Below are 25999 nucleotides of genomic sequence, written 5' to 3'. Positions count from 1 at the left end.
TCGTCTAGCGTGGGGCCGCATTCAAACCGGAGTTTTGTTCATGCGGCCCGTACTGCTCGGACTTTTTGCGATTGTCCTTACCGCCTGCGTTGATCGCAGCGTCAATCCGGTCGTTCCCGAGGCGCTGGAGGTCGGAAGCCCTTACACCGTCTTTGTCGCGTCAAGCCGCGCGAAAGAGGCCGACGGAACCTATGGGTTTCGCCGCTCTGACAGTCTAAGCCTGCTTGAACTTACCGTGTCGATCCCGCCAGAGCATCAGCCAGGCAACTTAAACTTCTCTTACGCCAACCCGGACCCCGAACGGCAGTTCGCACTTGCGGGTCAAAAGGAGTTCGCGACGCAGCGCGACTTCAACACGCGCCTGGCCCAGCGTATGCGCAGCTTTGATGCAGCCAACCGCGAGGTGGTGATCTTTGTCCATGGCTATAACACGACCCAAGTAGAAACCGCCTTTCGCGCTGCACAAATGGCGCATGACGTGGAAATCCCCGGCCAGATCATGATGTATTCCTGGCCCAGCCGTGGGCGGGCCTATGGCTATGCCTATGACCTCGACAGCATGCTGTTCGCGCGCGATGGGCTGGAAAGCTTTGTAAAACAGGTCAAGGCCGCCGGGGCAAAACGGATCATATTGGTGGCACATTCCATGGGCTCGGCCCTGACGATGGAAATGCTGCGTCAGGTTGAGCTCAAGAACCCCGGCTGGGCAAACCGCACCTTCGAGGGCGTTATCCTGATCTCACCCGATCTGGATATCGATCTGTTTCGCGAACAGATGGATGAGATCACAAACGTGCCGCAACCCTTTGCCATCCTCGTCTCGGAAAAGGACAAGGCGCTTGGATTTTCCTCTCGCTTGCGCGGAACCGCTGACAGTGAACGGTTGGGAAATATCAGCTCAATCCAGAAAATCGCCGATCTGCCGGTCGAGGTGATCGACACCACCGAATTCAGCGAAGATGCGGAGTCTTCGCATTTTGTAGCGGCAACCTCTCCTTCACTTCTGGCGATGTTCAAGGCCACTCGCCCATTGAGCCAGGCACTTGAGCCCGAAAGCATCGGGGTCGAGGCATTGATTCCGGCTGGCTTGCGCAATTCGCCGGGTGCAACTTCAGTCAGACTCAGCGCGCCGCTTTCCGGCGACGAAAGATGAGCGATGGCGGGTTACGCGGATACCTGATCCGCAATGCCCGCTGGTTGGGCGCGGGAGGGCTGCTGAGTTTCCTCTCCTGTTTTGGGCAGACCTTTTTCATTTCGGTCTTTGCCGGAGAGATTCGGGGTGAGTTCGGACTCAGCCATGGCGGCTGGGGCGGGATTTATTTCATTGCCACCGCTTTGTCGGCCATCGTCATGATCTGGTCCGGCGTTATGACCGACTGGTTTCGGGTGCGTGTTCTAGGGCCAGCGGTGCTGTTGGGCCTGTCGCTCGCCTGCCTCGGCATGGCCTGGAACAGTTCGGTTGTCCTGCTGCCGATTGTGATCTTTGGCCTGCGTCTATTCGGGCAGGGGATGAGCACCCATATCGCGCTGGTGGCAATGGCCCGCTGGTTCCAAGCAACGCGGGGCAGGGCGCTGGCCATCGCGACGCTTGGCTTTGCCATCGGCGAGGCGGTGCTGCCATATGTTTTCGTCAAAGCAATGACACACTTTGACTGGAGAGACCTTTGGACATTTTGCGCAGTTGTTTGCGTGGTGGGAATTCCGATTCTGATGTGGTTGCTCCGCCGTGAGCGCACGCCGCAGAGCCTGGCAAAGGGCGATTCGAGCACCGGCATGAACCATCATCACTGGACCCGGGACGAAGCCATCTCGCATCCCTTGTTCTGGTTCATCGTGCCGTCGATCCTGGGCCCCTCCGCCTTCATGACAGCCACCTTCTTTCATCAGGTCCATCTTGCCGAGGTCAAGGGGTGGGAACACCTGACCTTCGTGTCCATGTTCCCCGTCTATACCGGGCTATCGATTCTGACCGCCATCGCGACCGGTCTGGCGTTGGACAGGTGGGGCACAGCGCGCATCTTGCCCCTGTTCCAATTGCCCATCGTACTGGGCTTCCTGATATTTGCCTTCGGCACCGGCATTGGCACTCTCTTGCTGGGTTTCGTGCTGATGGCACTGACGGCAGGGGCATATTCAACCTTGCCCAGTGCGTTCTGGGCCGAATTCTACGGCACCGCCCATATCGGGTCGATCAAGGCGCTGGCGACCGCTGTCATGGTGCTGGGCTCGGCCATCGGACCGGGGTTGACCGGAGTGCTGATCGACGCCGGAATCGGAATAGAAACCCAATTCCTCTGGTTTAGTGCCTATTTCCTGGTGGCTTGCCTGCTGGTGTGGATTGGCATCAACCGGGCTCAGAGCCCGCCACGCGAGCGTCGCAGATACACGTAATACGCTCCATCGCCACCATGGCTGATATGAGCAGGCGTGACCTGCAGCACCGCCTGCGCCAAGGGCGGCAATGACAACCATTGCGGCACCTGGTTGCGCAAGACGCCACGCGGTGTCGGGATCGGGCCGGGCTCATCGCGGTCCTTGCCCTTGCCGGTGATCACCAGCACCAGCCGCTTGCCAGAGCTGTGCGCCGACAGGATGAACCGCACCAGCGCCGGATGCGCGGTATCGGTCCGCATCCCGTGCAGGTCCAGCCGCCCCTCGGGCTTGATCCGGCCGCGTTTCAACTTGGAAAACGCCTTTTGATCCATCTGCAGCGGCAGCGCGGCAAGCCGGTCCGTCACTGCCGGTTTCAGATGAGAGCGCTGAGGCTTCTGCTTGGCCGACTGGCCCAGATCAAACGCCTCGATCCGAGGCAAAGGGGTCTTAGTGGGCTTGGGCTTGGGCAAAACTGCGGGGCGCACCGGGTCAGCCTGTTGCGGATGCAACCGTTCAGTGCGTTCGACGACCTTTTTCCAGAGGTCGATCTCGTCCTGCCGCAGTTTCCGCCGTGTCATCACGGCCCATCCGGTGCCAGCGCATAGGCGCGTTGAATGGGCAGCAGGACCACCATCCGCCCCGGATCCCTGAGCTGTCCGGCGGCCCGGCCCGCAGCGTCCCCGGTGCCAAAAAAAATATCAGCCCGCTGTGCGCCCTTTATGGCTGAGCCGGTATCCTGCGCGATCATCAGGCGGCGGATCGGGTCCTTGCCGTCTTTTTCCAGCCAGACCGGTGCGCCCAGCGGCACAAAACCGGGATCAACCGCGATGCTGCGCAGAGTGGTGACAGACCGGTTCATAGCCCCCAACGGGCCGACGCTTGCAGGCAGGTGTTTGAGTTCACGAAAAAACACATAGGAAGGATTATGAAACAACAGATCGGCACCTGCCGCCGGGTTGGCCCGCACCCAGCGCTTGATCACCTCGGCGCTGACCTGATGGGCGGCAAATAGGCCTCGGCGCACCAACTCGCGCCCAACTGAACGGTAGCCATGCCCATTCGCCCCGCCATAGCCGACCCGTACCGTGCCGCCGCCCGGCATCCGAATGCGGCCTGAGCCCTGAATCTGCAGAAAGAACAGCTCCACCGGGTCATCGACCCAAGCGATCTCAAGCCCCCGGCCTTCCATCACGCCGCTGGTCAGAATGTCGCGACGGTGCAGCCATTGGCCGGCCTCGCGCGCCTCGGGCGGCATCTTGTAGACGGGGTATTTATAGGGGCCGCCGCGGCCGCGCGCGCCGTTCAGTTCCGGCTCGAAATACCCGGTGAACAGCGGCTCGGCACCGTCCTCGATCAACACTGGCCGAAAGAACAGTTCGAAAAACGCCCGAGCGCCAACCGGGTCCTGTTCCCTGCCCAGCGCACACAGCGCCCGCCAATCGGGATCGTCCAGATCGCCACAGGTGTTCAGAAAAACCGAAAGAGCGGCGGAATGATCATCCGCCGCCCAGCCATCCAGGCCGTCATAGTCCAGCACTGTATGCGTGGCTTCTGCCCCCGACGATGGTCCCGCGACCATTATCGCACCCGCCAGAAAAGCCGACCGGAGCGCCGCAATCATGCGTCCGTGGCGACAAGTAGCCAGTTGGGGTCATCCGTGCCCATGTTGCGGGCAAAGGTCCAGGTGTCCTTCTGGCGTTTGACCGTGTTCGGATTGCCCTCGACGATCTCGCCATCGCTGTTGCGAACAACCGAGGTCAGCTCACCAACAAAGCGCATGCTGATCTGGGCCAGGTTGGTGTCCTTGTCGAATGTGACATCCGCCACCGAGGTTTCGCGCACACCGACAAATTCGGACTCGATCGTCAGGCCCTGATCCTCGCGCGCCGCGACAACCGACACAAAGGTGTCAAACACGTCTTCGGCGAGAAATGGCTCGATTTCTTTCAGGTTGCCATGTTCGAACCCCATGACGATCATCTCATAGGCACCGCGCGCGCCATGCACGAACTCTCCGACCGAGAAGGCCGGTTCGATCCGCTTCATCGCCGCCAGCGCGTTGGCCGCGTCGCTGTCCTCGTCAACATGGTCGGTGATGTCGTGGTCGGGCCCGCCCTCGATCACTTCGAAGTCGCGCTTTGACCGGCCGTCCGGTTGCTGCGTTACAGGTGGTTTTTCAAAGCCTTCGCGCGTCCCCAATACGCTTCTGAGGCGCAGGATCAGGAAGATGGCAATGCCGGCCAGCACGAGTAGCTGGATCAGGGGTGAGTTCATTTTGTCCTCGTCTTAGACCTCAGGCTTTGTAAGCAGAGCCTCACGCCATTATGTAGGGGCTAGGCGGGGGCAAGTCCACCGCTCAACCCGACGGAAAGGACCCTGAAAATGTATCTGCTTCTGGCGTTTCTGCTGATACCGATCATCGAGATCGCGCTGTTCATCCAGGTCGGTGGCCTGATCGGGCTGTGGCCGACGCTTGGCATCGTGGTTGGCACCGCCTTTCTGGGCACCTGGCTGGTGCGGACGCAGGGCCGAATGGCGCTTGGAGAATTGCAACGCGCCTTTGCCGAATTGGACGATCCGACCGAGCCGCTGGCGCATGGCGCGATGATCCTTCTGTCGGGAGCGCTGCTGCTGACGCCAGGGTTCTTTACCGATGCGGTTGGCTTTGCATTGCTTGTTCCTGGCGTGAGAGTGGCGGTGTTCCGCTACCTTCAAAAACGGGTGGTGGTCACGCGGTTCCAGATGGGTCCCGACCCGCGCACTCGACCGGATTTCCGCGATCGGGGCGCTGGCGACGTGATCGACGGCGAATACGAAGAAGTGGCCCGCCCACGCGATCCGAACGCCCCGCCTTCGGGTTGGGTCGAAGGACCGGACCGCCATTGAGGTGACGGGATCAAGCTGCTAAGCATTGGCGGATTTTTTATTCAGGAGTGGTTTCATGGCCGAAGACGACGCTGCAGCAGATCAGGAACAGCAGCAGCCCCCGCAGGTCCAGATGCGCGTTTTGGCGCAGTTCATCCGGGACCTGTCCTTTGAGAATGTCATGGCGCAGAAAGGTGCGTCGGGTCAGATCGAACCGGATATCAATGTCCAGGTCAGCGTCGACGCGCGCAGGCGCCAGGTTGAACACCAGTATGATGTGACGCTGAAGCTCAACATCACCAACAAGGCCAAGGGCATGGACGATGTCCTGTTCCTGATGGAGCTGGATTATTACGGAATTTTCCACGTCGAAGGCATTCCGCCAGAACAGTTACAACCGTTTTTGCTGATCGAATGCCCACGTCTGCTGTTCCCTTATGTGCGCCGCATCGTCAGCGACATAACCAGCGATGGTGGCTTCCCACCGCTAAACCTGGACCAGATCGATTTTGTGCAAATCTATCGCCAGCGTCTGGCGCATGTGCAGGCGCAGCAGAAAGATCAAAAGGCAGACGCCTGATCTTGGCTCCCGCGCCTGACTGGATCAGACGCGGGACCACAGGGCGTTTTCGCCCAGTTTTTTCACAAAGTCCTTGTGTGCTGCGCGTTCCTCTTCACTGATCCGTGGCGGTAGGGCTGCCGAGCGCGGCTGCGGGCGCCAGTTGTCCTTGGCGTCTGATCCGCCCCGGTCGCCGGAACTGGACAGCCCGAAATCGGGTTGCCGGCCCCCGATCAGTTCCAGATAGACATCGGCCAGGATTTCGGAATCGAGCAAAGCCCCGTGCAGAGTGCGTGCGGTGTTGTCGATATTAAACCGGCGGCACAATGCATCCAGCGTGGCGGGCGAACCAGGGAACCGCTTGCGCGCTATGGCCAACGTGTCGATGGCCTGCTCCCACGGGATCTCCTCGACACCCATCCAGCGCAGTTCGGCATTGAGGAATTTCATATCGAAGGCGGCGTTGTGGATCACCAGCTTGCCATCGCCAACAAAATCCCGGAATGCCCGTCCGATCTTGGCAAAAACCGGCTTGTCCTTGAGCAAGACCGCACCGGGCGCAGGTGTCTGCGGCGGCTCAAGCAGGTCTGGGCCGATCCCGTGCACCTCGAACGCCTCTTGCGGCATGGATCGTTCGGGGTTGATGTACTGGTGATAGGTGCCGCCTGAGGCTACATGATTCCAAAGCTCGACCGCGCCGATTTCCACAATCCGGTCACCGCTTTGCGGGTCAAAGCCCGTGGTTTCGGTATCGAGTACAATCTCACGCATTTGCCAGCCCTGTCCGTATCTGCCCGACAATATCATGAACCTGCCGTCTGGCATGGTCCAGCGTGTCGGTGATGATCACGTAATCCGAACGGGCGCATTTTTCCGCGTTCGGCATCTGCTTCGCCCGGATCTGTTCGAACTGCGCCTCGCTCATGGTGCCGCGATCCAGAACTCGCTGGCGTTGAAGATCGGCGGGGATCGTCACGCAGGCAACCGCATCCATTGCGACATCGCCGCCGGTTTCGAACAGCAGGGGGATGTCGAAGACAAGTATGTCGGCCTGTGCCGATTGGCGAAACTTGGCGCGGTCCTGGGCCACCAGCGGATGAACGATCGCCTCAATGTCTTTTAACGCCGCTGGATTGACCGTGATGATCTGTTTCAATGTCGCGCGATCCACCGTGCCATCGACAATCGCATCGGGAAACCGTGCCGCGATCGGGTCAACCGCCGCGCCCTTGTTATAGAGGCGATGCACTGCCGCGTCGGCATCCCACAATGCACAGCCTTCCGCAACAAACATGGCCGCAGTGGTGCTTTTGCCCATGCCGATCGAACCGGTCAGCCCGAGGCAAAAACTCATCTGAGCGCCGCCGCCCGCGTCGCCTCGTCCACCACCGGGCGCTGGCCAAACCAGCGTTCGAATCCGGGCACGGCCTGATGCAGCAACATGCCCAGACCGTCGACAACGGTGCATCCGGCCTCTTCTGCGGTCTGCAACAGCCGGGTTTTGAGCGGCGCATAGACCAGATCGGTCACCACGCAATCAGGTGAAAGCCCGTCCAGCGGCACGCGCAATTCCGGTTTCTCGACCATACCCAGCGACGTGGTGTTCACCACCAACTTGGCCTCCTCCACCACATTGCCTGCCTGCACCCAGTCGGCAACCACAACACGCTGACCGAAATCATCCTTCAGTCGTTCAGCGCGGGGGCGGGTGCGGTTGGTCAGGATAATCCGGGGCACACCGGCCTCGGCCAGCGAGGCAACCACCGCCCGTGCCGCACCGCCTGCGCCGAACACGACCGCCGGTCCCGAGGTCGGGTCCCAGTCGGGTGCTCCCTCGCGCAGGTTCGAAATAAAGCCATACCCGTCCGTGTTGTCGGCATGAATCAGCCCGTCGGCACGAAAAATCAGCGTGTTCGCCGCCCCGATCAGCGTCGCCCGGTCGGTGACCTTGTCGGCAATGGACATCACCGCCTCTTTATAGGGGATCGTGACGTTGAGCCCGACAAACCCGGCCTTGGGCAGGGTGCGAATGACGGTTTCAAGATCCTGCGCGGTCACATCGATTGGAACGTAGAACCCTGAAATTCCCATCGTGGTCAGCCAGTGACGGTGAATGAAGGGAGACTTCGAATGTGCGATCGGGTGCCCAATGACACCGGCCAGTGGTATCCGCATGTCTGTCATTGGTCGATAACCCCCCGCAAAACCAGATAATTGAGCAACTCCAACAAAGGGATACCCAAAACGTTAAAATAGTCGCCGTCAATGGCGGTGAACAGGCGCACACCTTCTTCTTCCAGCTTGTAGCCGCCGACCGCGTGACGGATACTGTCCCAGTTCCGCTGAACATAGCCGGTCAGATAAGCATCAGTGCTATCCCGCATCCGCAACCGCACCTGACCCACATGGCGCCAAACCGGCTTACCTCCTTCATATAACACAGCCGCCGACAATAGCATGTGCCGTTTGCCGCGCATCTGCTGCAACTGCGCCAGCGCGGCCTCGGGCGTGGCGGGCTTCGACAATAGCTGCCCCTCGAAATCCAGCACCTGGTCGCAGCCCAAAACCATCGCCTCGGGGTTTCGTTCACTGATCCGCCGCGCTTTCCAATCCGCCAGCGTGTCGGCAATATCACGGGGAGCCGCGTTTTCGGCCAGCAGGGCCGCCTTGATCTGATCCTCGTCCACACGCGGGACTTGGACCTGGAACGGGACGGCCGCGTTTCGCAGAAGCTGCGCCCGGATTTCCGAGCCTGAGGCAAGCAGGAGTGGGACAGACATGTGGAAAACCCCTTGAGCAAGTATGTAATCCGGCGTGAACCCTTTGCATGATTTCTCGCAAAAAGCGCAAGAGTTATGAGGCAAGCGAATGTGTCCCGAAACCAACCTGCTGCTATCCCACCGGGACAAGGATAAGTCGCAACCCGTGGTCAAACCCGATCTTCTAAAGTTATATCGGATTTATCCACATTTCACAGGCCTGTTACTTGCCATAACTAACCGATTAATAATGTTTTAATCCGCCCTCAACACTTTCTTGCCTCGCCCCTCGAAACTTTTCCCTGCTGGGGATAAGCGGGAGCAAAACCCAATAATCCACCGAAATCCTTCTCCCAACAAAACCATCATCCTTTTTTCTTTCTTTCTTTTTTATTAGGGAGGGTCCGAGCAGGACAGGACAGCATGACCGATTTTCTTTTCATTCTTTATCCGTGGATCAAGTCACTGCACATCATGGCCGTGATTTCCTGGATGGCGGGGCTGTTCTATCTGCCCAGACTTTATGTCTATCACGTCGAAAACGCCGGATCGGTCGAGGGTGCCTCAGCAATCTTCGTGACCATGGAACTGAAGCTGCTGCATGTGATCATGCGCCCCGCCATGATCGTCAGCTGGGTCTGCGGCCTGATCCTGGTGCTAACCCCGGGTATCGTCGACTGGAGCTATGTCTGGCCTTGGACCAAGGGCGCATCGGTGATTGCGATGACATGGTTTCACTATTGGCTCTCTCTGAGGCGCAAGGATTTCACGGCCGGGCGCAACCAGCTAACAGGGCGGCAGTTTCGGATGATGAACGAGGTTCCGACCATCTTGATGGTGATCATTGTCATCTCGGTCGTCGTAAAGTTCTGACGGGCATTTGACTCCGCCCTCCGCGCCACCTATGTAGACCGGGTCTGCCCGTCCGGGTGGAATGTTTTCCAAGTCTATGAATGTCTGTGCCGCCTTTGTCGCGGCCAAGGGTCCTATCACTATGACAACCGAATCCCTCAATCTTGCCGATCTCAAATCCAAGAGCCCCAAAGACCTTTTGGCGATGGCCGAAGAGCTCGAGATCGAAAACGCCTCGACCATGCGCAAGGGAGAGATGATGTTCCAGATCCTGCGCGAACGTGCGGACGAGGGATGGGCCATTGGCGGTGATGGCGTCCTTGAGGTGTTGCAGGACGGTTTCGGCTTTCTACGCTCGCCTGAGGCGAATTACTTGCCGGGTCCGGACGACATCTATGTCTCGCCCGACATGATCCGCCAGTTCAGCCTGCGCACCGGTGACACGATCGAGGGACAGATCAAGGCCCCCAATGACAACGAGCGCTATTTCGCGCTGACCAATGTCACCAAGATCAATTTTGAAGCGCCCGAGAAGGCCAAGCACAAGATCGCTTTCGACAACCTGACGCCGCTCTATCCCGACGAGCGGTTGCAGATGGAGGTCGAGGATCCGACCATCAAGGACAAATCGGCGCGGGTGATCGATCTTGTGTCGCCCATTGGTAAAGGCCAGCGGTCGCTGATCGTGGCGCCGCCACGAACCGGTAAAACGGTGATCCTGCAGAACATTGCGAATTCGATCGAAAAGAACCATCCGGAATGCTACCTGATCGTGCTGCTGATCGACGAACGCCCCGAAGAAGTGACCGACATGCAGCGCTCGGTAAAAGGCGAGGTCGTGTCCTCGACCTTTGACGAACCGGCAACCCGTCACGTCGCAGTGTCCGAAATGGTGATCGAAAAAGCTAAGCGTTTGGTCGAGCATAAACGAGATGTTGTGATCCTTCTCGACTCAATAACAAGACTTGGTAGAGCCTTCAATACTGTGGTGCCCTCATCTGGTAAGGTACTAACTGGTGGTGTGGATGCAAACGCACTGCAGCGCCCGAAACGGTTCTTTGGCGCGGCGCGGAATATCGAAGAGGGCGGATCGCTGACCATCATCGCCACCGCGCTGATCGACACCGGCAGCCGGATGGACGAGGTCATCTTCGAAGAATTCAAAGGCACCGGTAACTCGGAAATCGTTCTGGATCGCAAGATCGCGGACAAACGCGTCTTCCCAGCCATCGACATCCTCAAATCCGGGACCCGGAAAGAGGACCTGCTGGTCGACAAGGGCGATCTGGCCAAGACCTTTGTTCTGCGGCGGATTCTCAACCCGATGGGCACCACCGATGCCATCGAGTTCCTGCTGTCCAAGCTGAAGCAGACCAAGACAAACTCCGAATTCTTCGATTCGATGAACACCTGATCCTATTCGTGACCATCGCGAGGCCATCGGTATGGACACCATCTTTGCGCTGGCCAGCGCGCAAGGCAAAGCTGGCGTTGCCGTAATCCGTGTGTCCGGGCCCCATGCCCGGACCGCCGCCGAAGACATGTGCGGCGCGACACTGCCATCGCGCGGCATGCGGTTTCATCAGCTGAGTGATGTCTCGGGTGAGCATCTGGACGAGGCGCTTGTCTTGTCCTTTCAGGCCCCGGCCAGTTTTACCGGCGAAGACGTGGTCGAGTTTCAGACCCATGGGAGCTCTGCTACCATCTCCGCAATGCTGCGTAGCCTGTCCGAGCATGACGCGCTGCGTTTGGCAGAGCCCGGTGAATTCACCCGCCGCGCGATGGAAAATGGCAAACTCGACTTGGCCCAGGTCGAAGGTCTGGCTGATCTCATCGACGCTGAAACCGAAGCGCAGCGAAAACAGGCACAGGTGATCCTGGCCGGAGATCTCGGAAAACTGGCCGAGTCCTGGCGCAGTGATCTGATCCGCGCGGCCTCGTTGCTGGAGGCGGTGATTGATTTCGCGGATGAAGAAGTCCCGACCGATGTGACGCCTGAAGTCCGGTCATTGCTCAGCAGGGTTACGGCGGACCTCGAACGAGAAGCGGCCAATGTCAAGATCGCCGAGCGCATCCGAACTGGGTTCGAAGTCGCGATCGTTGGTCCCCCAAATGTGGGAAAATCCACTCTACTCAATGCGTTAGCAGGTCGCGAGGCGGCGATCACTTCGGAATTTGCCGGAACAACGCGTGACATCATTGAGGTCCGGATGGACCTTTCGGGGCTGCCGGTGACCTTGCTGGATACGGCCGGTTTACGCGACACGGAAGACTATGTGGAAGGTATCGGCATCCAGCGCGCCAAGGATCGTGCCGATAGCGCCGATCTGCGGGTGTTTTTAAGCGAATCGCTTGGCGATCTGAGGATCACACCGCAGTCCGAAGATATCCACGTTCGACCCAAAGGGGACCTGAGCGGGGAACAGCCCGGTTCGATCTCGGGTTTGACCGGGGCTGGCATCACGCAACTGGTCGATGATATTTCCGAGCGGTTGCTCAATCGTGCTAGTGGTCGTGGCATCGCCACGCGTGACCGCCACCGAATCGCGATGATTACTGCCCTGGCCGCGATGTCGAATGTCTCAATGATCCTCGACTCTGGTCCGGATCAGTATGATATAGCTGCTGAGGAATTGCGCACGGCAATCCGGTCGCTTGAATCACTGGTCGGTCGTGTTGATGTTGAAAACCTGTTGGACGAGATCTTTGCGAGTTTTTGCCTGGGAAAGTAAGGAGTGTTTCACGTGAAACATTCGGAGTTTGATGTCGCCGTTATCGGGGCAGGGCATGCGGGCTGCGAAGCGGCCCATGCTGCCGCACGACTTGGAGTGCGTGTGGCGCTGATCACCCTCAAGCGCGCAGACATTGGCGTGATGTCCTGCAATCCGGCGATTGGCGGGTTGGGCAAGGGACATCTTGTTCGCGAAATCGATGCGCTCGACGGGGTCATGGGCCGAATTGCGGATTACGCCGGTATCCAATTCCGCTTGCTCAATCGCCGCAAGGGGCCAGCCGTGCAGGGACCGCGTGCCCAAGCAGACCGCGCACGGTATCGTTCTGCTATGCTTTCCGAGACCGAGAACCGGCAGGGACTTACGATAGTCGAGGGCGAAGCCGTTGATTTTCTGATGAAAGGTGCAGGGGTCGCTGGCGTTCTTCTTGCCGATGGGTCCGAAATTCGATCATGCACTGTCATTCTGACCTCAGGCACATTTCTGCGTGGGATCGTTCATATCGGGGATGTCAGCCATCCGGGTGGGCGCATGGGCGATAAGCCGTCAGTCAAACTTGCCGAGCGGCTGGACTCGTTTGAACTGTCGCTTGGTCGCTTGAAAACCGGAACACCGCCGCGGCTAGACGGGCGCAGCATCGACTGGAGTGATCTGCAAATGCAGCCGGGCGATGATGATCCGGTCCTGTTTTCGTTCCTCTCTGAGGCGCCCGCAGCGCGGCAGATTTCCTGCGGGATCACTCACACCAACGCGCAAACGCACCAGATTATCGTCGATAACCTCGAACGTTCTGCGATGTATGGCGGTCATATCGATGGGGTGGGACCCAGATATTGCCCCTCCATCGAAGACAAGGTTGTCCGTTTTGCGGAAAAGGAGTCGCATCAGATCTTCCTCGAACCGGAAAGTCTCGATGATCACACCATTTATCCCAATGGAATTTCGACGTCGCTCCCGCAAGATGTTCAGGAAGAATATGTTCAGTCGATCAAAGGCCTTGAAAAAGCTGTCATTTTGCAGCCCGGTTATGCGATCGAGTATGATTATGTCGACCCTCGTTCGCTTTCTACTCGGTTGTCTTTGGACGCGGTGCCTGGTCTTTTTCTGGCAGGGCAGATCAACGGCACAACCGGATATGAAGAGGCAGCGGCACAAGGGTTGGTTGCTGGGCTGAACGCGGCGCTGGAGGCCAAGGGCGCGGAACCGCTACATTTTGGCCGATCCGACAGTTACATCGGTGTGATGATTGATGATTTGACCACGCGAGGTGTCACCGAACCCTATCGAATGTTTACGTCACGTGCAGAATTTCGGTTGTCATTACGCGCCGACAATGCCGACCAGCGATTGACGACTATGGGCATGGAAATAGGCTGTGTTGATGAAGCGCGTCGTGCGCAGTTTCTTGAGAAAATGGAGCATTTAGACAAGGCGGAATCACTTCTAACCAGAAGCACATATACACCTAAGCAACTGCAGGGCGCAGGAATTTCCGTGAATCAGGACGGAAACCGGCGGGACGGAATGGCGGTTCTGGCCTTTCCTGATGTGAAATTCGAAGATCTTCTGCCCTTGATTGACGGATTGGAGGTCGTGCAGGATCCGATCCGACGACAGGTGGAGCGCGATGCGCTGTATGCCAATTATATCGCAAGGCAACAGAAAGATGTTGATGCGTTGAAGCGTGACGAAAACCACCGCATTCCGACCGTGTTTGATTTCTCGGTTCTGGATGGATTATCCAGCGAGCTGAAGCAAAAGCTCACCGCGGTGCGGCCGGAAAACTTGGCCCAAGCCGCGCGGGTCGAGGGCGTGACACCTGCCGCCTTGGCGCTGATCCTTGCGCATCTTCGCCGTTTGAAACGAGCGCGTAGCGCATGATGGAGGCAGCGCGCGCCGTAAGTGGCTTCGATGTTTCACGTGAAACAATCGAGCGGCTGACAATATTCGCGGAATTGGTGAAGAAGTGGAACCCGCGGATCAATCTAGTTTCCAAAAGCAGCCTTGAATCCTTGTGGACCCGGCATTTTGTGGATTCTCTTCAGGTTTTTCAATGTGCCGATCTCGGCGGCCACTGGGTGGACATTGGCAGCGGCGGAGGATTTCCCGGCTTGGTCACGGCAATTGCTGCAATGGACAGGCACGTGGATCACCGCTTTACTTTGATCGAAAGCGATCACCGGAAATGTGTGTTCTTGCGAACGGTTATTCGCGAGACGGGATGTAGCGCCAAAGTTCTGACCGAACGTATCGAGTCAGTGGACCCGCAACAGGCAGATATTCTTTCAGCCCGTGCGCTGGCTGATCTGGACACGCTTTTATCCTTTTGCGACAGGCATTTGAAACCAAATGGCCTGGGCCTGTTTGCCAAGGGAGCCAGTTGGAAAAAAGAAGTGGATAACGCAGCGAAGCAATGGAATTTCATTACGGATGCGATTACTAGTTTAACCGAACCCAATGCGGTTATACTGAAAATCCGAGGAATTGCGCGTGTCTGACCTGTCTCGCCCCGACGGCCCCCGTATCATCGCGGTTGCAAATCAAAAGGGTGGTGTGGGCAAAACCACGACTGCAATCAACCTGGCGGCGGGTCTGGTCGAGCAGGGACTACGCGTTCTGGTGATTGACCTCGATCCGCAGGGCAATGCCTCCACCGGCCTTGGCATCGAAGAACGATCGGGAACCACCTATGAGCTATTGATTGATGAGGCGCCGCTGGCCTCGGTTATTCGGGATACCGACATCGAAGGCCTGTCGATTGTGCCTGCCACGGTTGACCTCAGCTCTGCGGATATCGAGATGATCTCCAACGAAAAGCGCAGTTTCCTGTTGCATGATGCGTTGCGGCAGACCGCGATGGACGCGTTTGGATGGGATTATATCCTGATCGACTGCCCGCCATCGCTGAGCTTGCTGACCGTGAACGCCATGGTCGCGGCGCATTCGGTTCTGGTGCCGCTGCAAAGCGAATTTTTTGCCCTGGAAGGTTTGTCGCAGTTGATGTTGACGATCCGAGAGGTCAGACAGACGGCGAATCCTGACCTTCGAATCGAAGGTGTAGTGTTGACCATGTATGACAAACGCAACAACTTGTCCCAGCTGGTTGAACAGGATGCGCGGGACAATTTGGGCGCGCTTGTGTTTGACACCAAGATTCCACGCAATGTACGACTGAGTGAGGCGCCTTCTTTCGCGCTGCCGGTGATGAATTACGATACAAATTCGCAAGGTGCTGCGGCGTATCGGGCCTTGGCCGAGGAATTGCTGCGCAAACATAACAAAATCGCCGCATAACGGCGGGGAGGAATGAGCATGACAACGTCGAAACCACGCGGGCTTGGTCGCGGTCTTTCTGCCCTTATGGCTGATGTGACATCTGAGCCGGCAGCGCCAGAGACCGCGCCGCGCCGGTCGGGTATGAACGTCCCGATCGAAAAGCTGCGTGCGAACCCAAATCAGCCCCGGCGGAGCTTTTCGCAAGAAAATCTGGATGAACTTGCGGCCTCGATCCGAGAAAAGGGAATTCTGCAGCCGCTGATCGTCCGCGCGCGCGCTGAGGGTTACGAGATCGTCGCTGGGGAGCGCAGATGGCGCGCCGCCCAGATGGCGCAGCTGCACGAGGTTCCGGTTCTTGTCCGCGATCTGGATGATACCGAAGTTCTTGAAATCGCAATTATCGAAAACATTCAGCGCGCCGACTTGAATGCGGTGGAAGAGGCGGCGGGCTATCGTCAGTTGATGGATAAGTTCGGTCATACCCAGGAAAAGCTGGCGGAAGCGCTAGGCAAAAGCCGCAGCCATATCGCGAACCTCCTCCGGCTGTTGTCATTGCCTGCCGATGTTCAGGCTTATGTGATCGACGGCAAGCTGTCGGCGGGGCACGCGCGAGCGTTGATTACGGCCGAAAACCCGTCTGAGCTGGCGAAACAGGTGGTGCGGGACGGTTTGTCGGTTCGGGCGACCGAAGCGCTGGTCAAGAAGCAGCAACAGGATGAAGCCGGGGAAAAACCGGACCGTCCACGCCCCTCGGCACCGACAAAAGATGCGGATACGCGTTCTTTGGAACGGGACCTGTCGGCGATCCTGGCGATGAAAGTGGCGATCAATCACAAGCCCGGGGCGGAATCGGGGCAGGTTGTTTTGACCTACGAAAACCTCGATCAGCTGGATGATCTCTGCGCCAAACTCAGCCGTTAGGCCGGGTCCAGATGAAGACCAAAACGCAGCTCAGCACCACGGCCTGGATAATCAGGACATAGGTGGGAGCGCCAAATACAAGTGACAGCAGGAATACGGCGGCAACCGACAAGGTGGCCGCCTTTTTTGCGCCGGGCCGGATTGCTCCGGAGCTATGCCAGTCGTCGATCATCGGGCCAAAAAGGCGGTGCGTCAGCAGCCAAGTATGCAACCGGCTTGAGGATCGGGCAAAAAAGAAGGTTGCCAGCAGCAGGAACGGCACAGTCGGCAGCAGGGGCAGGACAACGCCGATGATGGCGAGGCCAACGCAGATCAGACCGAGGGTTGCCCAGAGGTACTGCATCTGCTCAATCCGCCAGCAATTCGCGCAGGATAGCGTTCAAAACGGGTCGCCCCGTCGCCGTCGCCCGCAGGATGGTGCCGTCTTGTTCAACCATGCCCATATCAATGAGCTGTGTCAGTTTGTGTGGGTTGATCGGTGAATCGGAAAGTTTGGTGTACCTTTCCATATCCAGACCTTGAGACAGGCGAATACACATCATCATGTATTCCTCTGCTTGCTCCCCGGTTGAAAGCGGCGTTCTGATCAGGTCTCCGGAGCCGGAATTGACCGCTTTCAGCCACTCACCCGGTATCTGGTGGGTTTCGGTGGCATATCGTTGTCTGTTTATCGTCAGCCGCCCATGGGCGCCGGGACCGATCCCCAGATAGTCGCCATAACGCCAATAGATCAAATTGTGCCGAGATTCTGCTCCTGAACGCGCATGGTTCGAGACCTCGTAGGCGGGCAGGTCGTGGCGGGCGCAGATTTCCTGCGTGGCCAGGTACATATCGGCGGCGGTGTCGTCTTCGGGTAGCCCACGCAGTTTGCCACGGGCATACCGATCGCCAAAGGCGGTGCCGTCCTCGATCGTGAGTTGATAGAGCGAGAGGTGATCCACCGCCATGGACAGCGCTTGGGTCAGTTCTTCTGACCAATCCGCAAGTGTCTGGTTTTGACGAGCATAGATCAGATCAAAGCTGACCCTGTCAAAGCAGTTGCGTGCGATGTCAAAAGCAGCACGCGCCTCTGCCACCGAGTGGATTCGGCCCAATCGGCGCAGATCATCATCGTTAAGTGCTTGAATTCCCATTGAAATACGATTGACACCGGCATCCCGGTACCCGGCAAAACGGCCTGCCTCGACCGAACCGGGATTGGCCTCCAGTGTGATCTCAAGATCGTTTGAGACGGGCCAGTATTTGCGCGCGGCCTCGATCACTGCGGCCACGGTGTCCGGTTCCATCAGCGACGGCGTTCCGCCGCCAAAGAAGATTGTGTTCAGGACTCGGCCCGACAGATCAGGTGCGTTGCGGTCAAGCTCGGCCAGATAGGCCGCGACCCAAACCCGCTGATCGATCCGCGAGGAGACGTGGCTGTTGAAATCGCAATAGGGGCATTTGGCCTGACAGAACGGCCAATGCACATAGAGGCCAAAGCCGCCCTGTCGCCAGTCATCTGTCAAAACAACCGGTCACGAATTTCGCGACCGCGTCGGCGCGATGGCTGATCTTGTTCTTTTCCCAACGGTCCATTTCCCCAAATGTCTGGTCATAACCCTGCGGCACAAACATGGGGTCATATCCGAACCCGTCAATACCGCGCACCGGCCAAGTCAAGTGGCCGGGAGCGACACCCTCGAACACTTCGTCATGGCCGTCGGGCCAGGCCAGCACCAGCGTGCAGCGAAACTGCGCGTGTCGGGGATGGGGGGTGTTTTTGGCCTCAAGTTCGGTATGGGCGCGGGTCATGGCCATCATGAAGTCGCGGCCCTCGCCGGTTTCTGCCCAATCAGCGGTATAGACGCCGGGCGCGCCGTCCAGCGCATCGATGGTGATCCCGGAATCGTCGGACAAGGCCGGCAGGCCGGTGGCCTTCGCGGCGGCATGGGCCTTGATCCGTGCGTTGCCGACAAATGTGTCCTCGGTTTCCTCCGGCTCCAGCAGATCTATTTCACCGGCGCCGATGACCGTGACCCCAAAGGGCGTGAGGAGATGCGCCATCTCTTCAAGCTTGCCTTTGTTATGGGTTGCGACCAGCAGCCGGTCGCCGGTGAATTTACGGGTCATGCAGTGGTGGCCTTTTGCGCGGCGGCCAGTTCCGAGACACCTTTTTCCGCCAGGTCCATCAACTGGTTCAGCTGATCGCGGGAAAAGATCGACCCTTCGGCCGACATCTGCACTTCGATCAGTTTACCCGAACCTGTCATGATAAAGTTGCCGTCAACGCCTGCTTCGCTGTCTTCGGGGTAATCCAGATCCAGCACCGGCTGGCCCGCATAGATACCACAGGACACGGCCGCGACCGGATCGACCAGCGGGTCGGAAATCACGTCGCCCGTTTTCATCAGCTTGTTCACGGCGAGACGCAGTGCCACCCAGCCACCGGTGATCGAGGCGCAGCGGGTGCCGCCATCGGCCTGGATCACGTCACAATCGACGGTGATCTGACGTTCGCCCAAGGCAACCCGATCCACACCGGCGCGCAGGGCGCGACCGATCAGGCGCTGGATTTCCACCGTGCGGCCACCTTGCTTGCCCGAGGACGCCTCGCGCCGCATGCGGGTGTTGGTCGAACGCGGCAGCATGCCGTATTCGGCGGTGACCCAGCCCAGGCCCGAGCCCTTGATGAAGGGCGGCACGCGATCCTCGATGGTGGCGGTGCACAGCACATGCGTGTCGCCCATGCGGATCATGCAGGAGCCTTCGGCATGTTTGGTCACGCCGGTTTCAATTGAAACCGGGCGCATTTCATTCAATTCTCGTCCAGAGGGTCGCATGGGAAATCCTTATCCTGTCCGGCCTTGGGATACCGTCCGCGGGATGGAAAGCGCAACCCCGATTGACCTTTGTCTCTCATGGGTTTTAATGACCGCCCGACTGAGGATGCGCGTATGAACGATGCGACGAAACTGTTGGAAGACATGAACGAACGCTCGCGCGAGGTGTTCCGTCTGATTGTCGAGTCTTATCTTGATAGTGGCGAGCCGGTGGGCAGCCGCACCCTGACCCGCACACTCAGCGAAAAGGTGAGCGCAGCCACCGTGCGCAATGTCATGCAAGACCTTGAATATCTCGGCCTGCTCGACAGCCCCCATATCAGTGCCGGGCGGGTGCCGACGCAGATGGGGCTGCGGATGTTTGTCGATGGGCTGCTTGAGGTTGGCGAGCTTGAGGATGCTGACCGCACGCGCATCGATTCCACGCTTGGCAACGAAAACTCCGATGTCAGCGGTATGCTCGACCGGATCGGGTCTGCGCTGTCAGGAGTCACGCAGGGTGCCTCGCTGGTGCTGACGCCCAAGCATGAGGCCGAGATCCGGCATATCGAGTTTGTCTCGCTCGCCCATGATCGCGCTTTGGTGGTGCTGGTGTTTTCCGACGGACATGTTGAGAACCGGTTGTTCACCCCACCACCCGGTCAGACGCCCAGCTCGATGCGCGAGGCGGCGAATTTCCTCAACACGCTGATTGAGGGGCGCACAATCAGCGCCGTGCGGCGCGATATCCAGAGCCAGATCATCACGCGCCGGCAAGAGATCGATTCGCTTGCGCGTGAAATGGTGGAAAGCGGGCTGGCCGCATGGGATAGCCAGGATGTGGATTCGGCGCGGCTGATCGTGCGGGGCCGGGCGAATCTGTTGGGGGATGCGGGTCAGGCCGAAGAGTTGGAGCGGATCAGAACGCTCTTTGATGATCTTGAACGCAAGCGTGACATCGCGGATTTCCTGGAACTCACCGAAGAAGGTGAGGGTGTGCGCATTTTTATTGGCTCAGAGAACAAACTTTTCTCACTTTCGGGTTCCTCTCTGGTGGTGTCTCCATATATGAACTCTGATCGAAAGATTGTCGGTGCTGTGGGTGTCATTGGACCCACGCGCCTGAACTACGGACGGATCGTGCCGATTGTGAATTACACGGCGCAACTGGTCGGGAAATTAATTTCCGACCGGAGTTAGAGGTGAAAAGATGGCAGAGCCTAAAAACGAAGATTTTCTGGACGATATTGCTGAGGTCGAGGCCGAGGAACTTGCCGAAGAGCTGAGCGAGATCAGCAACGAAGAGGCCGACTTTGACGCGCTGCGCGCCGAGCGGGACCAGTACAAGGACCGGTTCATGCGCGCGCTGGCGGATGCCGAGAATTCTCGCAAGCGCGGCGACAAAGCGCGTCGCGATGCCGAGCAATATGGCGGCTCGAAACTGGCTCGCGACATGCTGCCGGTCTATGATAACATGAAACGCGCATTGGAAGCGGCGACCGACGAACAGCGTGAAGTGTCCGCCGCCCTGATCGAAGGCGTCGAATTGACCATGCGGGCCCTGCTGGACGTGTTTTCCAAGCACGGCATCCGGATTGTCTCGCCCGAGGTGGGCGACCGGTTCGACCCGCAGATGCACGAAGCCATGTTCGAGGCGCCGCTGCCGGGCACCCGTGCGGGCGATATCATTCAGGTTTCGGCCGAAGGCTTCATGTTACATGACCGTCTGCTGCGCCCGGCGCAGGTTGGCGTGTCGTCGATGCCGGCGAGCTAATTGCGCGAGAGCTAGATTGAAGGGGCGTTCAGGATCTGGCCGCCTCTTTCAGCTTGTAGATCAGGTCGAGCGCCTCACGCGGCGAGAGATCATCAGGCAGAATCTCGTTGAGCATGTCGAGTGCGGGTGAAGGCGCGGCTTTTGTGACGGGCGCAGCAGGCGGCGCGGCAGAAAATAGAGGCAGATCGTCGATCAGCGTCTGCTGTTTGCCGCCCTCGCGTTCGGTCTTTTCCAGCTGTTCCAACACGATACGCGCGCGCTCCACGACCGAGGCGGGCAAACCCGCAAGCTGTGCAACCTGCACACCATAAGAGCGATCCGCAGCCCCTTTGCGGACCTCGTGCAGAAAGATCACCTCACCTTCCCATTCCTTGACCGAGACGGTGGCGTTTTCGACGCCCGTGAGTTTCCCTGCAAGCGCGGTAAGTTCATGATAATGCGTGGCAAACAGTGCACGACTTTGGTTGGCGGTATGCAGGTGTTCCAGCGTGGCCCAGGCGATGGACAGCCCGTCATAGGTGGCAGTACCGCGTCCAATTTCATCAAGGATCACAAGCGCGCGGTCATCGGCCTGATTGAGGATCGCGGCGGTTTCAACCATCTCGACCATGAAAGTGGACCGCCCACGCGCCAGATCGTCCGAAGCACCGACGCGGCTGAACAGCTGGCTGACCAGCCCGATATGGGCCGCATCAGCCGGGACATAACTGCCCATTTGCGCCAACAGAGCGATCAGGGCGTTCTGGCGTAGAAAGGTCGACTTGCCGGCCATGTTTGGCCCGGTCAGCAACCAGATCGCCGCGCCGCTTTCGGTGCTCAGATCGCAATCATTGGGCACGAAACTTTCGCCGCCCTGTTGACGCAGGGCTTGCTCCACAACCGGGTGACGACCGCCGTCGATGGCGAAGGCACGGCTGGTATCGACACTTGGACGACACCAGTTTTCGCCCGTGGCCAAATCGGCAAGCGCGGTGGCCAAATCGATCTCGGCCAGCCCGCGCGCGGCCAGGTTGATTTCCGCGGAATCTTCCAGAATAGCGTCAGAAAGCCTTTGATAGAGCCGCTTTTCGATCTCAAGCGTCAAATTACCTGCGTTCAGGATGCGGGTTTCGATCTCGCTGAGTTCAACGGTCGTGAAACGGACCTGATTAGCAGTGGTCTGGCGGTGGATATAGGTCTCGCTGAACGGCGCGCTCAGCATTTTGTTGGCATGGGTGGCAGTGGTTTCGATGAAATAGCCCAGCACGTTGTTGTGCTTGATCTTCAGCGAGGCGATAGCGGTGTGTTCTGCATATTTCTGTTGAAACCCGGCAATCACGGACCGGCCCTCGTCACGCAGAGTGCGGGCCTCATCCAGTTCCGCATCGAAGCCTTCGGCGATGAATCCGCCATCGCGCGCCAGCTGTGGAGGATCTGCAACAAGCGCGGCATCGAGCAGAACGAGCAGGTCATCGAACCCGGAGAAGTTGCTGATGGATTGGGTCAGCAGGGCCGGCAGGCCCTGTTTCCCGGCGATCTGCGAAATTGCTTCGGCCTGTTTCAGGCCGTTGCGGATTGCGGCAAGATCGCGCGGACCGCCGCGTTCCAGCGCCAGTCGGGAAAGGGCGCGGTCCAGATCGGGTGTTTTGCGCAATGCCTCGCGCAGGTCGGTAGCGGTCAGGCGATCCTCGGTGGCGAAGCTGACCGCATCCAGCCGGTTGGTGATCACATCCAGATTGCGCGATGGGCTGGATAGGCGCTGTTCCAACAGCCGCCCGCCGCCGGGGGTGACAGTACGGTCGAGAACCGCCAACAGTGAGCCGGCGCGGCCACCGGAGAGCGACCGAGTCAGTTCCAGATTACGGCGCGTGGCGGCGTCGATCTGCACCACCCGGTCTTCGGCCTCTTTGACGGGCGGCTGCAAGAGCGGCAGTTTGCCTTTCTGGGTAATCTCAAGATAGTCGATCAACCCGCCCATCGCGGAGACCTCGGCGCGGGCGAATTGCCCGAACGCGTCCAGCGCGCCCACATTGAACAGCGCGCATAGCCGTTTCTCCGCCGCCGTGCTGTCGAAACTGGCACGTCCAAGCGGGGTGAGCGGAACGCCCATATCAGAGACTATTTGGGCGAAATCGTCCTCTGACCCATCCGCGATAACCATTTCGGCGGGGGCAAGGCGGGCAAGCTCGGGACCTAGCCGCAGGGGGGTCAGAGGCATGACATGGAATGCTCCGGTCGAGATATCGGCCCAGGCCAGCGCGGCAGCATCGCGCACCACTGCGTAAGCGGCCAGAAAATTGTGCCGCCGTGCCTCAAGCAGCGAATCCTCGGTCAGTGTGCCAGGGGTAACCAGCCGCACCACATCGCGTTTCACAACCGACTTGTAACCGCGCTTTTTGGCCTCGGCGGGGCTTTCCATCTGCTCGCAGACGGCGACGCGAAATCCCTTGCGGATAAGCGTCAGAAAATACCCTTCGGCAGCATGAACCGGGACGCCACACATTGGGATATCATTGCCCTCATGCTTGCCGCGCTTGGTCAGCGCGATATCTAGCGCCTCGGAGGCGGCAACGGCGTCGTCAAAGAACATCTCATAGAAATCGCCCATCCGATAAAACAGCAGCGCATCGGCATGCGCCGCCTTGATGTCGAGATATTGCGCCATCATGGGGGTGACTGTGGTCAAGGTCTGTCTCTCCGTGGGTGAACCGGCGCGACCTTACAAACCCGATTAGCATCGCGAAAGGCGAAACTGTATCGCCGTTGAGGCGGCAGCCATGCTGCGCTATGAGGCATTGGCCCCTTTAGCAAAAAGAAGACCCACATGCCCAAAGCCAAGATCAGCCGCGAAGAAGCGCTTGCCTTTCACATCGAACCCACGCCGGGCAAGTGGGAGGTGCAGGCCACCGTCCCCATGACGACACAACGCGATCTGTCGCTGGCCTATTCGCCGGGCGTTGCGGTGCCCTGCGAGGAAATCGCGGAAAACCCCGAGACGGCTTATGACTATACCAACAAGGGCAATCTGGTTGCCGTGATTTCGAACGGAACAGCTGTACTTGGGCTGGGCAATCTTGGCGCGCTTGGCTCGAAGCCGGTGATGGAGGGCAAGTCGGTCCTGTTCAAGCGCTTTGCCGATGTGAACTCGATCGATATCGAGCTGGATACCGAAGACCCGGATGAATTCTGCCGCGCCGTGCGCCTGATGGGGCCGACATTCGGTGGCATCAACCTCGAAGACATCAAGGCGCCGGAATGTTTCATCATCGAACAGCGCCTGAAAGAAGAGATGGATATCCCCGTCTTTCACGACGACCAGCATGGCACGGCCGTGATCTGCGCCGCGGGGCTGATTAACGCGCTGCATCTGAGCGGCAAAAAGATCGAAGACGTCAAGATCGTGCTGAACGGAGCTGGTGCGGCGGGCATTGCTTGTATCGAGCTGCTGAAATCCATGGGGGCGAAACACGACAATTGCGTTGTCTGCGACACCAAGGGCGTGATCTATCAGGGCCGGACCGAGGGGATGAACCAGTGGAAATCCGCTCATGCGATCAAGACCGATCTGCGCACGCTGGATGAGGCGATGAAAGGCGCGGACGTGTTCCTTGGCGTTTCGGTCAAGGGCGCGCTGACCCAGGACATGCTGGCCGGGATGGCGGAAAACCCGGTGATCTTCGCCATGGCCAACCCCGACCCCGAGATCACGCCCGAAGATGCCCATGAGGTGCGCGCCGATGCCATCGTCGCAACGGGTCGGTCGGACTATCCCAATCAGGTCAATAACGTGCTCGGCTTTCCGTATCTCTTCCGGGGCGCGCTGGACATTCATGCCCGCGCCATCAACGATGAGATGAAGATCGCCTGTGCCAATGCGCTGGCCCGGCTGGCGCGCGAGGATGTGCCTGATGAGGTGGCGATGGCCTATGGCAAGAGCCTGACCTTTGGGCGTGACTATATCATCCCGACGCCGTTCGATCCGCGGCTGATCCACCGCATTCCGCTCGCTGTTGCACGGGCTGGTATGGATACCGGTGCAGCTCGGCGGCCGATCGTCGATATGGATGCCTATGAGCTGAGCCTGAAATCACGGATGGACCCGACCGCCAGCATTTTGCGCGGGATGAACGCCCGCGCCCGTGCGGCGCAAAGCCGGATGATCTTTGCAGAGGGCGATGATCCCCGCGTTCTGCGCGCTGCGGTGATGTATCAGCGTTCGGGCTTTGGTAAGGCGCTGGTTGTGGGTCGTCCGGAAGAGGTGAAGGAAAAACTGGAAAGTGTGGGGCTCAGCGATGCCACGCGCGAAATGGAGGTAGTGAACGCCGCCAACACCCTGCATCTGGAGGCTTACAAGGAGTTTCTTTACGAGCGACTTCAAAGAAAAGGCTTTGACGAAAAGGATGTGCACCGACTCGCGGCGCGTGACCGGCATGTGTTTTCGGCCCTGATGCTGGCGCATGGGCACGGCGATGGTCTGGTCACCGGGGCGACGCGGAAATCAGCTCATGTGCTGGACCAGATCAATCATGTCTTTGATGCCGACGTGCATAGTGGAGCCGCCGGGATCACCGCGCTGCTGCACAAGGGTCGTATCGTTCTGATCGGCGATACGCTGGTGCATGAATGGCCCGAACCCGAGGATCTGGCCGACATCGCCGAACGTGCGGCAGGTGTTGCGCGCCATATCGGGTTGGAGCCGCGCGTGGCCTTCGTCAGCTTTTCGACCTTCGGCTATCCGGTTTCGGAACGCGCCGAAAAGATGCATCAGGCCCCGCGTGTGCTAGAGGCGCGCGGCGTCGATTTCGAGTTCGAAGGTGAAATGACCGTGGATGTGGCGCTGAACGCCCAAGCGCAGGCGGGCTATCCGTTCCAGCGGCTGACCGGCCCTGCGAATATCCTCATCGTTCCAGCACGGCATTCGGCGTCGATCTCGGTCAAGCTGATGCAGGAAATGGGCGGGGCCAACGTGATCGGCCCCATTCTGGCCGGGATCGGCAAGCCGGTTCAGATTTGCTCGACCGTTTCGACCGCAAATGACATTCTGAACATGGCTGTGCTGGCGTCGAACGATCTGGGGTAAGTAACTTCCAAAAAAATCCCGCCGATTTCAT

General features: G+C 58.9%; 26 protein-coding genes. 14 read left to right on the top strand and 12 right to left on the bottom strand.

What is annotated here, in order from left to right:
- Positions 1–40: 40 nt before the first annotated feature.
- Positions 41–1153 carry an alpha/beta hydrolase gene (locus AB1E33_RS24280; protein ID WP_372579825.1) on the top strand — a complete coding sequence of 371 codons (1113 nt, stop codon included), beginning with the start codon at positions 41–43 and terminating at the stop codon, positions 1151–1153.
- On the top strand, positions 1150–2391 hold the full coding sequence (locus tag AB1E33_RS24275) for an MFS transporter (RefSeq protein WP_372579824.1): 1242 nt from the start codon (positions 1150–1152) through the stop codon (positions 2389–2391). The genes AB1E33_RS24280 and AB1E33_RS24275 overlap by 4 nt, the downstream gene beginning before the upstream one ends.
- Here the strand turns inward: AB1E33_RS24275 and AB1E33_RS24270 are convergent.
- Genes AB1E33_RS24270 through AB1E33_RS24260 form a run of 3 tightly spaced genes read right to left on the bottom strand, consistent with a single transcriptional unit; the run spans position 2355 to position 4647 of the window.
- Entirely contained in the window at positions 2355–2951 is a 597-nt protein-coding gene (locus AB1E33_RS24270) for a Smr/MutS family protein (protein ID WP_372579823.1), read from the bottom strand. The two genes, AB1E33_RS24275 and AB1E33_RS24270, sit on opposite strands and share 37 nt — an antisense overlap.
- The gene (gene mltA, locus AB1E33_RS24265; protein ID WP_372579822.1) at positions 2951–3994 is read right to left on the bottom strand and encodes a murein transglycosylase A; all 1044 of its coding nucleotides are present in this window, start codon (positions 3992–3994) and stop codon (positions 2951–2953) included. Before mltA ends, AB1E33_RS24270 begins: the two co-directional genes overlap by 1 nt.
- Complete coding sequence (locus AB1E33_RS24260; protein ID WP_372579821.1) at positions 3991–4647, bottom strand: Tim44/TimA family putative adaptor protein; 657 nt, start codon at positions 4645–4647, stop codon at positions 3991–3993. Before AB1E33_RS24260 ends, mltA begins: the two co-directional genes overlap by 4 nt.
- A gap of 108 nt (positions 4648–4755) precedes the next feature.
- Between AB1E33_RS24260 and AB1E33_RS24255 the strand changes: the two genes are divergently transcribed.
- Complete coding sequence (locus AB1E33_RS24255) at positions 4756–5259, top strand: FxsA family protein (protein WP_372579820.1); 504 nt, start codon at positions 4756–4758, stop codon at positions 5257–5259.
- A gap of 55 nt (positions 5260–5314) precedes the next feature.
- Positions 5315–5818 (top strand): protein-export chaperone SecB, encoded by a 504-nt coding sequence (gene secB / locus AB1E33_RS24250; protein WP_372579819.1) that lies wholly within the window; start codon positions 5315–5317, stop codon positions 5816–5818.
- A gap of 24 nt (positions 5819–5842) precedes the next feature.
- Here secB and dnaQ read toward each other — a convergent pair whose 3' ends face one another.
- From dnaQ to AB1E33_RS24230, 4 genes are read right to left on the bottom strand one after another with little or no spacing between them, the layout of a single operon-like run.
- Complete coding sequence (gene dnaQ / locus AB1E33_RS24245) at positions 5843–6568, bottom strand: DNA polymerase III subunit epsilon (protein WP_372579818.1); 726 nt, start codon at positions 6566–6568, stop codon at positions 5843–5845.
- Complete coding sequence (coaE, locus tag AB1E33_RS24240; protein WP_372579817.1) at positions 6561–7151, bottom strand: dephospho-CoA kinase; 591 nt, start codon at positions 7149–7151, stop codon at positions 6561–6563. The genes dnaQ and coaE overlap by 8 nt, the downstream gene beginning before the upstream one ends.
- Positions 7148–7981 carry a shikimate dehydrogenase gene (locus AB1E33_RS24235; RefSeq protein ID WP_372579816.1) on the bottom strand — a complete coding sequence of 278 codons (834 nt, stop codon included), beginning with the start codon at positions 7979–7981 and terminating at the stop codon, positions 7148–7150. Before AB1E33_RS24235 ends, coaE begins: the two co-directional genes overlap by 4 nt.
- Positions 7978–8577: a Maf family protein gene (locus tag AB1E33_RS24230; protein WP_372579815.1), complete on the bottom strand. Its 600-nt coding sequence runs from the start codon at positions 8575–8577 to the stop codon at positions 7978–7980. The genes AB1E33_RS24235 and AB1E33_RS24230 overlap by 4 nt, the downstream gene beginning before the upstream one ends.
- Positions 8578–8979: 402 nt before the next feature.
- Here AB1E33_RS24230 and AB1E33_RS24225 point away from each other — a divergent pair, with 402 nt between their 5' ends.
- From AB1E33_RS24225 to AB1E33_RS24195, 7 genes are all read left to right on the top strand, one after another.
- Positions 8980–9429: a CopD family protein gene (locus AB1E33_RS24225; RefSeq protein WP_372579814.1), complete on the top strand. Its 450-nt coding sequence runs from the start codon at positions 8980–8982 to the stop codon at positions 9427–9429.
- Positions 9430–9550: 121 nt separating this feature from the next.
- Positions 9551–10822: a transcription termination factor Rho gene (rho, locus tag AB1E33_RS24220; RefSeq protein ID WP_372579813.1), complete on the top strand. Its 1272-nt coding sequence runs from the start codon at positions 9551–9553 to the stop codon at positions 10820–10822.
- Between the two features lie 31 nt (positions 10823–10853).
- Positions 10854–12140 carry a tRNA uridine-5-carboxymethylaminomethyl(34) synthesis GTPase MnmE gene (gene mnmE, locus AB1E33_RS24215; protein WP_372579812.1) on the top strand — a complete coding sequence of 429 codons (1287 nt, stop codon included), beginning with the start codon at positions 10854–10856 and terminating at the stop codon, positions 12138–12140.
- Positions 12141–12143: 3 nt separating this feature from the next.
- Complete coding sequence (mnmG, locus tag AB1E33_RS24210) at positions 12144–14021, top strand: tRNA uridine-5-carboxymethylaminomethyl(34) synthesis enzyme MnmG (RefSeq protein ID WP_372579811.1); 1878 nt, start codon at positions 12144–12146, stop codon at positions 14019–14021.
- Positions 14021–14638 carry a 16S rRNA (guanine(527)-N(7))-methyltransferase RsmG gene (gene rsmG, locus AB1E33_RS24205; protein WP_372579849.1) on the top strand — a complete coding sequence of 206 codons (618 nt, stop codon included), beginning with the start codon at positions 14021–14023 and terminating at the stop codon, positions 14636–14638. Before mnmG ends, rsmG begins: the two co-directional genes overlap by 1 nt.
- Entirely contained in the window at positions 14631–15434 is an 804-nt protein-coding gene (locus AB1E33_RS24200) for a ParA family protein (protein WP_372579810.1), read from the top strand. The genes rsmG and AB1E33_RS24200 overlap by 8 nt, the downstream gene beginning before the upstream one ends.
- A 12-nt stretch (positions 15435–15446) precedes the next feature.
- Positions 15447–16337: a ParB/RepB/Spo0J family partition protein gene (locus AB1E33_RS24195; protein WP_372579809.1), complete on the top strand. Its 891-nt coding sequence runs from the start codon at positions 15447–15449 to the stop codon at positions 16335–16337.
- Here AB1E33_RS24195 and AB1E33_RS24190 read toward each other — a convergent pair.
- From AB1E33_RS24190 to rph, 4 genes are read right to left on the bottom strand one after another with little or no spacing between them, the layout of a single operon-like run.
- Positions 16327–16680 (bottom strand): YbaN family protein, encoded by a 354-nt coding sequence (locus tag AB1E33_RS24190; protein WP_372579808.1) that lies wholly within the window; start codon positions 16678–16680, stop codon positions 16327–16329. The two genes, AB1E33_RS24195 and AB1E33_RS24190, sit on opposite strands and share 11 nt — an antisense overlap.
- A 4-nt stretch (positions 16681–16684) precedes the next feature.
- Positions 16685–17842 (bottom strand): radical SAM family heme chaperone HemW, encoded by a 1158-nt coding sequence (gene hemW, locus AB1E33_RS24185; RefSeq protein ID WP_372579807.1) that lies wholly within the window; start codon positions 17840–17842, stop codon positions 16685–16687.
- Positions 17832–18446: an RdgB/HAM1 family non-canonical purine NTP pyrophosphatase gene (rdgB, locus tag AB1E33_RS24180; RefSeq protein WP_372579806.1), complete on the bottom strand. Its 615-nt coding sequence runs from the start codon at positions 18444–18446 to the stop codon at positions 17832–17834. Before rdgB ends, hemW begins: the two co-directional genes overlap by 11 nt.
- On the bottom strand, positions 18443–19156 hold the full coding sequence (gene rph, locus AB1E33_RS24175; RefSeq protein ID WP_372579805.1) for a ribonuclease PH: 714 nt from the start codon (positions 19154–19156) through the stop codon (positions 18443–18445). Before rph ends, rdgB begins: the two co-directional genes overlap by 4 nt.
- A 114-nt stretch (positions 19157–19270) precedes the next feature.
- Between rph and hrcA the strand changes: the two genes are divergently transcribed.
- Both hrcA and AB1E33_RS24165 read left to right on the top strand, forming a co-directional pair.
- The gene (hrcA, locus tag AB1E33_RS24170; RefSeq protein WP_372579804.1) at positions 19271–20335 is read left to right on the top strand and encodes a heat-inducible transcriptional repressor HrcA; all 1065 of its coding nucleotides are present in this window, start codon (positions 19271–19273) and stop codon (positions 20333–20335) included.
- 10 nt (positions 20336–20345) lie between these two features.
- A complete protein-coding gene (locus tag AB1E33_RS24165; RefSeq protein WP_372579803.1) occupies positions 20346–20909 on the top strand; it encodes a nucleotide exchange factor GrpE in 564 nt (187 codons plus the stop codon).
- Between the two features lie 28 nt (positions 20910–20937).
- Here the strand turns inward: AB1E33_RS24165 and mutS are convergent, their stop codons facing one another.
- Complete coding sequence (gene mutS / locus AB1E33_RS24160) at positions 20938–23556, bottom strand: DNA mismatch repair protein MutS (protein ID WP_372579848.1); 2619 nt, start codon at positions 23554–23556, stop codon at positions 20938–20940.
- 156 nt (positions 23557–23712) lie between these two features.
- Here mutS and AB1E33_RS24155 point away from each other — a divergent pair, with 156 nt between their 5' ends.
- Positions 23713–25968, top strand: coding sequence for an NADP-dependent malic enzyme (locus AB1E33_RS24155; RefSeq protein ID WP_372579802.1), 2256 nt, complete (start codon positions 23713–23715; stop codon positions 25966–25968).
- Positions 25969–25999: the final 31 nt, after the last annotated feature.

The organism is Ruegeria hyattellae, from assembly GCF_041537925.1.
GTDB lineage: Bacteria > Pseudomonadota > Alphaproteobacteria > Rhodobacterales > Rhodobacteraceae > Ruegeria_C.
Note: the sequence above shows the minus strand (reverse complement) of the source record. Positions and strands in the feature narration are given on the sequence as shown.